This window comes from Comamonas sp. NyZ500, from assembly GCF_016772095.1.
Classification (GTDB): Bacteria; Pseudomonadota; Gammaproteobacteria; order Burkholderiales; family Burkholderiaceae_C; genus Comamonas; species Comamonas thiooxydans.
On sequence record NZ_JAEIJE010000016.1, the window covers coordinates 105128 to 117673 of the forward strand.

Below are 12546 nucleotides of genomic sequence, written 5' to 3' on the forward strand. Positions count from 1 at the left end.
CCCGGCTTGTGCATGAGGCGGGGCAAAGAAAAAGCCCTCGCCGGTATGTGCCGGCGAGGGCTTTTTTCATGTGCAGCAGACGCTTATTCGTCCATCTTCAGGTTCTGCTTTTGCACCACGTTCTTGTAGACGGCCAGTTCTTCGGCCATCTGCTTGGCAAAGGCTTCGGGGGTGTCGGCCATGATGATGGAGCCGCTTTCCTCGATGCGCTTTTTCACGTTGGGGTCCTGCACGGCCTTGCGCACGGCGGCATTGATCTTGGCCACGACCTCCTTGGGCAGGTTCTTGGGGCCGACGATGCCGTAGTACGCCATGCGGTTGACCTGGGGCAGACCGATTTCCTTGAAGGTGGGCACATCAGGCAGGGCGGCCACGCGCTGAGGGGCGGCGACGACCAGGGCTGTGAGGCGCTTTTCCTTCACAAAGGGCAGGGTGGAGGGCAGGTTGTCGAAAATCAGCGGCACCTGGCCGGCCACGGTGTCGTTCAGCGCAGGGCCGGAGCCACGGTAGGGAACGTGGGTCATCTCGGTCTTGGTTTCCAGCTTGAACATTTCCATCATCAGGTGGGTGATGGAGCCCAGGCCGGGCGATGCGTAGGAGTACTTGGCGGGATGGTTCTTGATCTCGGCCAGGAAGCTCTTGTAGTCCTTGCCGGCAAACTTGGGATTGGCCGCAATGATGTTGGGCGTGGCCGCAATGTTCACGATGGGCGTGAAGTCGGTGGCCACGTTGTAGGGAATCTTGGGGTTGATGGCCGGGTTGGTCGCCGTAGTGGACACGGTGGCAATGCCGAGGTTGTAGCCATCGGGCGCAGCGCGGGCGGTTTCGGAGGCACCGATGCTGCCGCCGCCGCCGCCCTTGTTTTCCACCACCACGGACTGGCCCAGTTCGCGGCTCAGCGGCTCGGCAATGATGCGGGCGATCAGGTCGGTCGTGCCGCCGGCGGCAAAGGGAACCAGCAGGCGGATGGGCTTGTTGGGATAGGCGCTTTGTGCCTGTGCAGCGCCGCAAAAAGCCATGGCAGCCAGAACGGTGGCTGTGAACTTGAACATCAATGTCTCCTTGGAAAGTGTGATTGGCAGTGCATCTCTGGTGAAGTTGCCTGCGGTTTTCGGGGCTTGGGCCCTCTTTTGTTGTCAGGAGTTTGCTTTGGCCGTGAAGGCCTCAAACCACTCCTTGCTCATGCAACGCAGCAATGGCGTTGTCATCAAGTCCGAATTCGCGCAGCACCTCATCGGTGTGCTGGCCGAGGGCTGGCGGGGCGTTGCGGTAAGTCACCGGCGTGGCCGACAGACGTATGGGGTTGGCGACGGTGGCGATACGGCCAATGCCGTCACTGGCGTTGCGCGGCAAGCTTTGCTGAATGCCGCGTGCCTTGACCTGGGGGTCTTCAAAGGCCTGGGCAATGGTGTTGATGGGGCCGCATGGCACGGCTTTGTCTTCCAGCAGCGCAATCCAGTCAGCCGTGCTGCGCTGAAGCATCTGTGGCTTCATCAACTCCAGCAGTGCCGCACGGTTCTGTACACGGGCGGTATTGGTGGCAAAGCGTGCATCCAGGGCCCAGCCGTCCTGGCCGATGGCTGCGCAAAAGCGCGCGAACTGACCGTCATTGCCTATGGCCAGCAGCACATTGCCGTCCAATGTCGGAAAGTCCTGATATGGCGCCAAGCTGGGGTGGATGTTGCCGGCGCGGCTCGGCGCCTGGCCGGTGGCCAGAAAGCCTGCAGCCTGGTTGGCCAGCACGGCCATGCCCACGTCCAGCAGCGCCATATCGATGTACTGGCCCTGGCCCGTGCCGTTTCTCGCATTGTCGCGGGCGTTGAGTGCAGCCAGGATGGCATTGCTGGCATAGAGCCCCGTGAACACGTCGATCACGGCCACGCCAACCTTGAGAGGGCCTCCGCCGGGTTCGCCATCTGCATGGCCGGTGATGCTCATCAGGCCGCACATGGCCTGCACCATGAGGTCATAGCCGGCGCGCTCGGCATAAGGGCCGTCCTGGCCAAAACCCGTGATGGAGCAGTACACCAGGCGCGGGTTCAGCGCCTTGAGACTCTCATAGTCCAGACCGTATTGAGCGAGCCCCCCGGTCTTGAAGTTCTCTACCACCACATCGGCCTCTTGCGCCATGCGCTGCAACAGGGCCCGGCCCTCAGGGTGTGCCATGTCCACGGTGAGGCTGCGCTTGTTGCGGTTGCAGGCCGTGAAGTAGCTGGCTTCGCGCGTGTCGTTGCCCGCATCGTCCCTGAGGAATGGAGGGCCCCAGTGGCGCGTATCGTCGCCGGCAACCGGGCGCTCCACCTTGACCACATCGGCCCCCAGATCGGCCAGCATCTGAGTGGCCCAGGGGCCCGCCAGCACGCGCGACAGATCCAGCACCTTGATACCTGCCAGTGCGCCCGTGGAAGTGCTTGTCGATGCGTTCATGTCGGAGGTGTCCAGAAACCGGGTAAGGGAACTATGAAAACAGAAGCGTCTTGCGCTTTATTGGTATGAGTTTTGATGTAAAAACTATTCAAAACTCATACGAATCAAGCGGTGGAAGCTAATAAATAGATAGCGAAAAAGAGGCTCGAATCTCTGCCATCGCCCCACGGCAAAGGCAGCAAGCAAGAGCCGCCTCGCGGCGAAGCTGCCGTCCCCCTCCCATAGCGCAAAGCGCGTAGAGAGAGGGGGCGCCCGGCCAGGGGAAGCGGCGGTGCCGCCCAGGTGGGGCCGCCCAGGCGGGGCCGCCTAGGCACAGCGGCTCAGGGGGGTCAGTTAAATGCAGCGATGCCGGTCTGGGCGCGACCCAGAATCAGTGCGTGCACATCGTGAGTGCCTTCGTAGGTGTTCACCACTTCCAGGTTCACCAGGTGGCGAGCCACACCGAACTCGTCGCTGATGCCGTTGCCGCCCAGCATGTCGCGCGCCATGCGGGCGATGTCCAGCGATTTGCCGCAGTTGTTGCGCTTGACCAGAGAGGTGATCTCGATCACGTTCTGGTGTTCGTCCTTCATGCGGCCCACGCGCAGCGCGGCTTGCAGGCCCAGCGTGATTTCGGTCTGCATATCGGCCAGCTTCTTCTGGATCAGCTGGTTGGCTGCCAGGGGACGGCCGAACTGCTTGCGGTCCAGTGTGTACTGGCGGGCGGTGTGCCAGCAGTCTTCTGCCGCACCCAGCGCGCCCCAGGCAATGCCGAAGCGGGCGCTGTTCAGGCAGGTGAACGGGCCCTTGAGGCCGCGCACGTCGGGGAAGGCGTTTTCTTCGGGGCAGAACACATCGTCCATCACGATTTCACCAGTGATGGAGGCGCGCAGGCCCACCTTGCCGTGGATGGCAGGCGCGGACAGACCCTTCATGCCCTTTTCCAGCACAAAGCCGCGGATCTGGCCCACAGTGCCGTCCTCGGAGACTTCCTTGGCCCAGACCACGAACACGTCGGCCACAGGGCTGTTGGTGATCCACATCTTGTTGCCCTTGAGGCGATAGCCGCCGTCGACCTTGTAGGCGCGTGTGGCCATGGAGCCGGGGTCGGAGCCGTGGTCGGGCTCGGTCAGGCCGAAGCAGCCGATGAACTCGCCCGAAGCCAGCTTGGGCAGGTATTTCATCTTCTGCGCTTCGGTGCCGAACTCGTTGATGGGCACCATCACCAGCGACGATTGCACGGAGGCCATGGAACGATAGCCCGAATCAACACGCTCGATCTCGCGCGCCACCAGGCCGTAGCTCACATAGTTCAGACCCGCGCCACCGTATTGCGTGGGAATGGTGGGTCCCAGCAGGCCCAGCTCGCCCATCTCGCGGAAGATGCTGACGTCCACGGACTCGTTGCGGAACATGGCTTGCACGCGAGGCTTGAGCTTGTCCTGGCAGTACTCGCGCGCAGCGTCGCGGATCATGCGCTCGTCTTCGGTCAGTTGCTGGTCGAGCTGGAAGCAGTCGTCCCACTGGTAGCCATTGGCCATGTTCATCTCCTGAATGCAAGGTGTCGGGTTGCAGGCGCATTTCCGCCTGAGTGCTTGCACACATATTAGGTTTGCAGAACAGGGGCTGGCAAACGATGAATAATCATCTATGAATGAGTAAAGCGCATGTATAAGCGAATTATTCAGGGTTTCCCCTTCGTTTTGAGATTGATTGATGCGTTCTAAGCACAAGAGATATGCGTAGAGTTCTCCCTTCCACCCAGGCCCTGGCCTGCTTTGAATCGGCCGCCCGCCATGTCAGCTACACCAAGGCTGCGCAGGAGCTGTCGCTGACGCAAAGTGCCGTCTCGCGCCAGATCATTGCGCTGGAGGAGTTTGTGGGCGTGGCGCTGTTCAAGCGCACACGCCACGGCGTGCTGCTCACCGATGCGGGGCTGCATTACGCCAAGCAGGTGGGACGCTGGCTGCAGGGGCTGGAGCGCGACACGCTGGATCTGATGAGCCATCAGGGCGAGGGCGGTCCCATCAATCTGGCGGCCGTGCCCACCTTTGCCACGCGCTGGCTGCTGCCGCGCCTGCCGCAACTGGCACAGCAGCACCCCGACATCACTGTGCATATCGATGTGCAGACCCGGCCTTTCCTGTTTGCCGACACGGTGTTCGATGCTGCTCTCTACGCGGGCACGCCCGAGCAGGTGGCCCGCTGGCCCGGCGTGCAGGCGCAGTGGCTGATGGACGAGGAAGTCGTGCCCGTGTGCAGCCCGCAACTGCTGGCCACGGCCCAGCAGCGTGATCCAGGCCGTGCCTGGCTGCCGGTCGGCCCCGAGGTGATTGCGCGCCTGCCGCTGCTGCAGCAAAGCACGCGCCCCCAGGGCTGGCGCCAGTGGTTCGACGCGATGCATGTCGATGCACCGCGCGCGCTCGACGGCATGCGGCTTGAGCTGTTTTCCATGCTGGCCGTGGCTGCCAGCCAGGGTCTGGGCGTGGCGCTGATCCCGCCCATGCTGATCGAGCAGGAGATTGCGCGCGGCGATCTCATCGTCGCCTGTCCCCAGCCGCTGCGCGGCAACCGCGCCTACTTTTTGGTCACGCCCGAGCTGGCGGCCGAGGCACAACCGTCGCCGGCGCTGCGCGTGTTCAGCCAGTGGTTGCAGCACAAGGCGCAGGAGGCTGCAGGTCGCAAGCCAGAGCGCCAGCCTTGAAATACAGCTTTGACCGCATAGCCGCCGGGCTTTGGGCCTTCGATGCAGGTATCTAGGCAAGAATGATTGCTTGCCCGGCCAGCAAAGCGCTGGCTGCTATGAATTCTTGCAGTGGAGAGTCGAATCATGTCATTCAGCCAAAGCCTGTGGAGCGCCAACCAGGCACTGTTTCAAAGTACCCTGGAGCTGCCCTTCAACCAGGAGCTGGCGGCCGGCACGCTGAGCCGGGAGCGCTTTCGCCACTACATGATTCAGGATGCGCACTACCTCGTCGCCTATGGCCGAGCGCTGGCCGTGACGGCGGCCAAATCCGATAACGCCGAAGGCGTGGTGCAGTTTGCCAATGCCGCCAATGAGGCCGTGGTGGTGGAGCGCGCCCTGCATGGTGGCTTCATGCGTGACTTCGGCGTGACGCCCGAGCAGTTTGCAGCCACGCCGCTCACGCCGGTCTGCCATCACTACACCAGCTATCTGCTGGCCACGGCCTGGAGCGCCTCCTATCCGGTGGCTGTTGCGGCCCTGCTGCCCTGCTTCTGGATCTATGCCGAGGTGGGGCGCGACATTCATGCGCGCTCGGCCAAGGACAATCCGTATCAGGCCTGGGTGGACACCTATGCCAGCGAGGAGTTTCATGCGGCGGTGCGCGGCGTCTGCGCCACGGTGGATCGCCTGGCCGAGGAGGCCACCGAGGCCACGCGCGCGGCCATGCATGCGGCCTACAAGGATGCGGCCCGGCTGGAATGGATGTTCTGGGACAGTGCCTACCGCCTGGGAGATTGGCAAGGGCCGCTGCGCTGAGTCGCTGAGTTTTAGTGCATAAACGGGGGTGCTGATTAAAAAATAATCAGCACCCCGTTTTTCCTAATGTGACAAGGAGTTAAGTCGCTTATTCAAGTGCTTGCTCCGGTTTGTCCACAAGCTTGTAATGATTTAGTGGGGAAAACTGGGCTACAGCCCAATTTGGGTAGGCGTGAGCTGCTATGAAATGCGGAGTTTGTAGGCTTTAAGAGCCGTATAGTGTGATTTGCTTAAAAATCAAGCAGGTATTGAAAAGTCTTTGCAGAACAAGGGCTTGATACGCTTATCCCGTTGAGTGGTTGGTATTGTCCACAAGCTTGTAGCGGGCGAATGGGGATATCCCGATACGATGCGCGGTAAACATCGAGGGAGAGGGAATTGAAGAAGTCGACATACCGGGCCATTGTTCTTGCCTCCTCGGCAATTCCTTTGGCGGGCCTGTGCCTGGACGCCTTTTTCCCGCTGATCCCCGCGAGTCTGAAGTCGGTGCATGACAGCATGGTGCAATTCGGCGGCATCAAGCGCTATCCGCCCGGAGTATTGCTGGCCATGGCGGTGGTGGTTGTGACTACGCTGGCTTCTTTTTACGGACAACTGCGCTTCAGAAGCTGGGCGCCAAGTCTGGCGGTCAGCTCGACGCTAGCCGGTTTGCTGGTGTCCTGTTTTACGGGCCCTGTTTTGCAATCGGGTCTGGGCAGCGCCGCCGCCGATGCGGGCACCCTGCTGAGCGGGTTGGCGCTGGTCCTGCCTTATGCCAACGCCGAAGTGCGGGCTCTTTTCTGGCCACAGGCCGCCGCAGCGACTGTCGATACGGCTGGCCTTCAGGTTGCTGGAACTGAGCCGGTTTGAGTCATGGACTCAGCGCTTGCCGGCCTCGACCAGATGGTCGATCAGCGCCCGCACCTTGAGCGGCAGGTGGCGCGATGGCATATACAGTGCATAAGCGGTGCGCGGCGCGTAGTTGCCCGTCAGCAGCCAGTCGGGCAGTACCTGTACCAGTGCGCCGCTGCTCAGCACGGCCTGGGCGGCAAAGTCTGCCACCAGGCCTATGCCCTGGTGCTGCAGCGCCAGATTGATGATGCCCGTGCTGCTGTCCATGGATAAAGGAGAGTGAACGGCGACTTCGGTCACGGCAGCCTCTGGGCTGCGGGTTTGGCCGTGCACCCATTGCAGCCGGCTCTGAAAGTCGCCATAGCCCAGCGTGATGCATGCCACGCCATGCTCGCGTCCCAGCTCCTGTGGATGCTCGGGCGGCTTGATCAGACCCCTGAGGTAGGCCGGCGAGGCCACGGCGATGTAGCGCACCTGGCGCAGCTCGCGCGCCACCATATGCGGTGGTAGCTGTTCTGGCCGGGTCAGGCGGATGGCCAGATCCAGACCTTGCTGCGCCAGGTCCTGCATCTGGTCGCTGAGGCTGACGGCGACCTCAAGCTCGGGCCATTGGCGGCGCAGCGCAGGCAGCTGTGCACTGAGCCATATTTCACCAAAGATGGTCGGTGCCGTCAGTCGCACCGTGCCGCGCGGCACGCCGCTGTAATGGCCGGCAATGGCGTGGATATCGCTGGCCGTCTGTGCCAGCTGGCTGCAGGCGGCATAGACCTCGGCGCCCAGCTCGGTCAGGGACAGGGAGCGGGTTGTGCGGTGCAGCAGCTGCACGCCCCAATGGGCTTCGAGCCGGCCCACGCTGCGGCTGACGGCCGAGGTGGTCAGATCCAGTTGCCGTGCGGCGGCGGCAAAGCTGCGCTGCTCCACCACCTTGGCGAAAACCAGCATTTCAGGAAGCAGGCCGGACTCTGTGCTCATGGTTCAGCTTGATTGTTGATCTTTGGGTAATAGTAAGTGGAATAGAGCTGTATTGATGCTTGGAAGTGATTGACGGACCATGCCATCATGACTTCCCAGACATCTTCCTCTTTACAAGTGCTGGCTTCCAAGCCGGCTTTGGCCGCCACCTCGCCGCCCAAGGCAGCAGCCGGCGGTAGCTGGCGCATGGTGCTGGTCATGGCGCTTTCCGGAACCATCGGCCTGCTGGTGGTGGAGAGCGGCCTGCCCGTGCTGTGGGTGGTGTGGTTGCGTTGTTTGCTTGGCGGACTCGGGCTGGCGGCCTGGGTGCTTTGGTCGGGCCAGTGGTCCCGGCCGACCTGGCGCGAGAGCGGCTGGCTGCTGCTGGGGGCTGTGGCGCTCATCGTCAATTGGCTGTGCCTGTTTCGTGCCTATGAATACAGCGGCATTGCCATTGCCACGGTGGTCTATCACGTACAGCCCTTCTTGCTGTTGCTGCTGGCGGCTCTGCTGCAGGGCGAGCCTCTGCCGCTCAATCGGCTGCCCTGGCTGCTGCTGGCGCTGGTAGGCGTGGGCTTGAGCAGCGGCCTGGTAGGGCTGACTGATCAGCAGGCGTCGCAAGGGCAATCCTTGGGCATTGTGCTGGCACTGCTGGCAGCCAGTCTTTATGCCCTGGCCACCTTGGCCACTCAGCGGCTCAGGCGGCTTGCGCCGGCGCAGATCGCCATGCTGCAGATGCTGCTTGGTGCGCTGAGCTTGCTGCCCTGGGTGTGGGAGCTGCGCGCCCAGGCACTCTTCAGCCCCAAGGTCTGGGCTGCGGTGCTGGTGCTGGGCCTGGTGCACACGGCCTGGATGTACACACTGATGTACACGGCATTTCAAAGACTGCGGGCGCAGGCGATCGCCGGCTTGTCCTTTATCTACCCCGTCATGGCTTTGCTGGTGGATCTGCTCTGGTTTGGTGCCAAGCCGCAGCCGGCGCAGTGGCTGGGGATGGCGCTGATTCTGGGGGCGCTTGCAGCTTACCGGCGTAGCGAGCGCAAGCCTAATCAAAAATAGCTGCCAGCGGTTATGCATCAAGCGCCAGCAGCTATCGTTTTAAATCCAGGGGGTAATGGCCAGCACCAGTGGCATCAGCACCGCCGTGGCCACGCCGTTCAAGCCCATGGCCAGAGCGGAGAACGCAGCGGCCGTGGGGTTGAGCTGGATGGCGCGTGCCGTGCCAATCGCATGGGCCGTAAGTCCGATGGCAAAGCCTTGAACCGCTGGATCCTTGAGACGCAGGACGCGGCACAGCAGCGGTGCCATCATGGTGCCGCTGATGCCGGTAATGGCCACGGCCACGGCGGCCAGCGAGGGTGTTCCTCCAAAACGCTCGGCCATGGGCAGGGCGATGGGAATGGTGGCCGATTTGGGTGCCACGGCGATCAGCGTAGCTTGCGAGCCGCCAAAGGCCCAGGCGATGCCCAGCGCTGAAAGCAGAGCGACCAGACAGCCCACCAGCAGCGCCACGCTGATGGGCAGCCACAGCTGACGGATGCGCTCGCGTTGGGCGTAGAGCGGGATAGCCAGTGCCACGGTAGCCGGGCCTATCATCAGACCCAGCAGGGATACGCCGCTGCGATAGGTTTCATAAGGCGTGCCTGTGAGCAACAGAATCGCGACGATGACGACCACGCCGGTAAACACCGGAATCAGCATGGGGCGGTTGCCGCTTTTCCTGTAGATGGCCATGGCCGCCAGATAGACCAGCATGGTCAGCACCAGCCAGGGCAGGGGCGAGCCTTGGGCCAGGCTCAGCCAGGCGGTGTGCAGGCGTTCAAGCAGGGGTGTGCTCATAAGCTCTGCTCCTGTCTTGCCGCGGGCTTGTCATCCGGCTTGAGAGTGCGCTGGCGCTGCAGGCAGAAGCGGAAGGTGAGGGCGGTTGCGGTGAATGTGATGGCAGCTCCGGCAATGCAGGCCAGCACAAACGGCAGCCATTCGCGGCGCAGGTGGTCGAATTCCAGCATTACGCCCGCAATGACGGGGATGAAAAGCAGCATCATGTTCTGCAACAGAACCTGAGCAGTATCTTCCAGTGTCTTGGGTAGTCGTTTGTAAAACAGCAGGCCCAGCAGCAAAAGCAGGATGCCGATCAGCGCGCCGGGCAGAGGCAAGCCCGTGACGCGGGCCAGGAACTCCCCCAGTAGCTGAAAGGCAAAAAGTACGGCAAGCGCATACAGCATAAAGGTGGTCAACTCCTGAATAATGAGTTGGCAGCCTGTTGTCAGGCTGCCAACTCTGTAAGGGTGGGGTATGGCTTGGGTGAATAAAGGTAAAGCAGGCGGGTAACTATTGCGTGTCGCGGATGACAGGTTTATCTTGGATCTCAGGCGCTTCGGAGCCGAAGCGGCCAGTCATCGCACGAGCTTAGGAGAAGTCACCATGCAAACCGCAGTCTATCGCGCACCTGTGTATGAACCTACGGTCGATGAATTGGAAACACTCAAGAAGCTGGAGCTGGGCGAGGATGTCTCCCTGTGGTCTGCCGCCAAGGAATATCTTTCCAAGCGCCTGCTGGAGCGGGGCCTCGTGGAGCAGGATGCAGAAAAGCACTGGCATATCACCGAGTCGGGGCGTATGGTGATCCGGCGCCAGCTCTGAAATGCTCGGGGTTAACCCTTGGATTGCAATTGCCTGATTTGGAGGCAACCTACCTTTCAACCCGCAAGTACAAGGGCTTGTGTGCTGTTATCACCAGGATTTCACTGGATATCCACAATCATGTCCACATGATCTGTGGAAAAAAGCGCTGTCATGGACAGCGCTTTTTTTGTGGCTTGACTCAAGCCAGGGTTGCTCGGATTGACAGCAAAGGCTCTCGTTGACAGTACAAGTGCAGCGATGCTCAAAAGGCATTTTCCAGAGAGAAATGTCCCATGTGACCTGCTGTGTGCTATGGGCTTGAAGTGAGTGGATGTTTGACAGATGGGCGATGCTGCCGGTGCCTGGCATGGTATTGCAAGGCATAGATCCGCACCAGATTGTGCAAAGTTATGCACAGTGACTGTGCAACTTCGAAAAGATGAGCGAGCAAGAGAGATCCTGCCTTATCCCGGCAAGGGAAAGGCATGGGGCTGTGGCGTAATTGATGCGCCGGCTTTTCGCGTGGAGAACGGAAGGCTGGATGGCAGCGAAGCTGCCTTTTCGGCTTGGGTATGTAGTGCCGGATTGGACCGGAACGCCCTGCTGCGGGGATTTCAATTCCCAGCACTCACCCTGGAGGGATGCGGATTGTATTCGATATTCAGGCGCAAAAAATTGTCGCGGCGTTCCTTTGGACAAAAACGCGTTGCGCCCATGATGCCGACATGAGGTCGAAGCTGGGTCGATTTGTCAGCAGGTACTTCGCTTGGTGTTGCTATCAGTGCTGAGTGGCTGCATATTTGCAGAGCACAAATCAACAAGGGCGGGTTGAAGCCCGCCCTTGTTAGGTGAGTTGCTGTCAGCACCAAAGAAGTGCTGCCGCCCTGTGATGCCTTTGACCAGCCTATTCGCTTGTAGGCACAAAAAACAGGTACTCACCTGGCCCCATCTGCGGGGTAATCACATAGCCTTCGCATTGCCTGTCCTTGCATTTCACAGGTATGGCGCGGGGCCAGATAGTTGCTGCAGTAGGGTAACCAGGCAGGTACTGCGGCACATGCCAGACGCCATAGTCCCCCACTGGCTCGGCTTGCTGCGAGCCTGCTGCACCTTGCTCGCCACTTCCGAAGATCTGGCGTTGAATGCTCAACGGTTCATTGATGGCCCTGGAGTCGGGTGCAGCCAAAGACGAAGCGCTGCATAGTGCAATCGCTAAAAGAGCTAGAGTCTTGCCCATAGCGGCCTCCTAGATTAGGAATCACGCCCACTAATTGTCATACAGCTGTGCTGTACGTGGATCTTCCATCACAGATGTTACAAGCGAGGGGCGAGGGGCTTCAGGTGTCAAACTTGACTGAACCTCTGTGGGCGCTGAAGCGGGAGTGGGGCTACCTTGTGCCGAAGCATCCGGCCCGTAGTTGTTGCGGCGCTCGTCTGCAGTCATGGATTGCGGACATTTAGAACCCGTGATCTCCAGTGCCACGCGAGCGGCGGGATCCATGCAGTCCATTGCCAACGAAGCTGCCTTCATGCCCTTGTTCCAGAGCTCACGGCTCATTTTCAGGCGCTTGCAATGCTCGTCCGTCCAGGTTGTGCCGAAGCTCACGCCAAAGCCAGGGCCGTTGGCACTGCCGCTGCTGCTGCCCATGCAGGTGTCATTGCTGGTTGTGAGGTTGGGGCCGTTCACGCTGGGAACGTTTTTCATGGTGTAAGTACCTGTGTACTCCACAATGTTCTTGGACGTCCCGGATACCGTGCTGTTCAGGTTCTGGGTGGTCGTGCCGTTCGTTGTGATGTTCTGATCGGAGGTTGAAGTGGATCTGCTGTCCATCGTGGATACAGATCGACTTTCCGCCGGGGCAACGACCGGATTGACAATGGTGACCGACTGATTCTGTTGCGCCCCCACGGAAGAGGAGCTAGAGGAGCTTTGCGCGCTGCTGTCGGCACTTTGCGCATAACTGCACAAAGGAACGCAAAGACTTAACAGAGCTATTGAGAATTTCATGCTTTGCTCCTACGTTGCCCGAGCCCGGCCAGGCAGCCAGGCCCGGGACAAACACAACTATCTTGGGACAGCTGCCTTAGTTGGCATTGGCAGCGGAGCCTGCACCGGCAGTACCGGAGGTGCCACCACCGTTGGAGAAGTAGCCAGCATTGCCAAATGCTCCAGCGTTCTGATGGACGGTACCCACCGAGGTTGCGCCCGATCCGGTGTTGGTCCATGCGCC

13 protein-coding genes are annotated in these 12546 nt (G+C 60.9%); 5 read left to right on the forward strand and 8 right to left on the reverse strand.

Features of this window, described 5'->3' with window-relative positions; all coding sequences use genetic code 11:
• Positions 1 to 83 precede the first annotated feature (83 nt).
• The 3 genes from JAO85_RS20150 to JAO85_RS20160 form a co-directional block, all read right to left on the reverse strand.
• Positions 84 to 1052: a tripartite tricarboxylate transporter substrate binding protein BugE gene (locus tag JAO85_RS20150; RefSeq protein ID WP_012839441.1), complete on the reverse strand. Its 969-nt coding sequence runs from the start codon at positions 1050 to 1052 to the stop codon at positions 84 to 86.
• Between the two features lie 112 nt (positions 1053 to 1164).
• Complete coding sequence (locus JAO85_RS20155) at positions 1165 to 2427, reverse strand: CaiB/BaiF CoA-transferase family protein (RefSeq protein ID WP_202788848.1); 1263 nt, start codon at positions 2425 to 2427, stop codon at positions 1165 to 1167.
• Between the two features lie 329 nt (positions 2428 to 2756).
• A complete protein-coding gene (locus tag JAO85_RS20160; RefSeq protein WP_003069087.1) occupies positions 2757 to 3947 on the reverse strand; it encodes an acyl-CoA dehydrogenase in 1191 nt (396 codons plus the stop codon).
• Positions 3948 to 4144: 197 nt separating this feature from the next.
• On the opposite strand from JAO85_RS20160, the gene JAO85_RS20165 reads away from it, so the two are divergent.
• The 3 genes from JAO85_RS20165 (at position 4145) to JAO85_RS20175 (ending at position 6757) form a co-directional block, all read left to right on the forward strand.
• A complete protein-coding gene (locus JAO85_RS20165; RefSeq protein ID WP_012839438.1) occupies positions 4145 to 5110 on the forward strand; it encodes a LysR family transcriptional regulator in 966 nt (321 codons plus the stop codon).
• A 126-nt stretch (positions 5111 to 5236) separates the two neighbouring features.
• Positions 5237 to 5908: a thiaminase II gene (gene tenA / locus JAO85_RS20170; RefSeq protein ID WP_202788849.1), complete on the forward strand. Its 672-nt coding sequence runs from the start codon at positions 5237 to 5239 to the stop codon at positions 5906 to 5908.
• A gap of 378 nt (positions 5909 to 6286) precedes the next feature.
• Complete coding sequence (locus tag JAO85_RS20175; protein WP_039049089.1) at positions 6287 to 6757, forward strand: hypothetical protein; 471 nt, start codon at positions 6287 to 6289, stop codon at positions 6755 to 6757.
• Positions 6758 to 6766: 9 nt separating this feature from the next.
• Here the strand turns inward: JAO85_RS20175 and JAO85_RS20180 are convergent, their stop codons facing one another.
• A complete protein-coding gene (locus JAO85_RS20180) occupies positions 6767 to 7711 on the reverse strand; it encodes a LysR family transcriptional regulator (RefSeq protein ID WP_003069096.1) in 945 nt (314 codons plus the stop codon).
• 87 nt (positions 7712 to 7798) lie between these two features.
• Here JAO85_RS20180 and JAO85_RS20185 point away from each other — a divergent pair, with 87 nt between their 5' ends.
• Entirely contained in the window at positions 7799 to 8749 is a 951-nt protein-coding gene (locus JAO85_RS20185; protein ID WP_202788850.1) for a DMT family transporter, read from the forward strand.
• A gap of 39 nt (positions 8750 to 8788) precedes the next feature.
• Here JAO85_RS20185 and JAO85_RS20190 read toward each other — a convergent pair whose 3' ends face one another.
• Together JAO85_RS20190 and JAO85_RS20195 are read right to left on the reverse strand one after the other, a co-directional pair.
• Positions 8789 to 9529 carry an LrgB family protein gene (locus JAO85_RS20190; protein ID WP_054074634.1) on the reverse strand — a complete coding sequence of 247 codons (741 nt, stop codon included), beginning with the start codon at positions 9527 to 9529 and terminating at the stop codon, positions 8789 to 8791.
• Positions 9526 to 9915 carry a CidA/LrgA family protein gene (locus JAO85_RS20195; RefSeq protein ID WP_039049091.1) on the reverse strand — a complete coding sequence of 130 codons (390 nt, stop codon included), beginning with the start codon at positions 9913 to 9915 and terminating at the stop codon, positions 9526 to 9528. Before JAO85_RS20195 ends, JAO85_RS20190 begins: the two co-directional genes overlap by 4 nt.
• A gap of 199 nt (positions 9916 to 10114) precedes the next feature.
• Here JAO85_RS20195 and JAO85_RS20200 point away from each other — a divergent pair, with 199 nt between their 5' ends.
• A complete protein-coding gene (locus JAO85_RS20200; RefSeq protein ID WP_003069105.1) occupies positions 10115 to 10333 on the forward strand; it encodes a hypothetical protein in 219 nt (72 codons plus the stop codon).
• A gap of 886 nt (positions 10334 to 11219) precedes the next feature.
• Here JAO85_RS20200 and JAO85_RS20205 read toward each other — a convergent pair.
• The gene (locus JAO85_RS20205) at positions 11220 to 11552 is read right to left on the reverse strand and encodes a hypothetical protein (RefSeq protein ID WP_012839430.1); all 333 of its coding nucleotides are present in this window, start codon (positions 11550 to 11552) and stop codon (positions 11220 to 11222) included.
• Positions 11553 to 11582: 30 nt separating this feature from the next.
• Complete coding sequence (locus JAO85_RS20210) at positions 11583 to 12323, reverse strand: hypothetical protein (RefSeq protein WP_171832543.1); 741 nt, start codon at positions 12321 to 12323, stop codon at positions 11583 to 11585.
• Between the last annotated feature and the right edge of the window lie 223 nt (positions 12324 to 12546).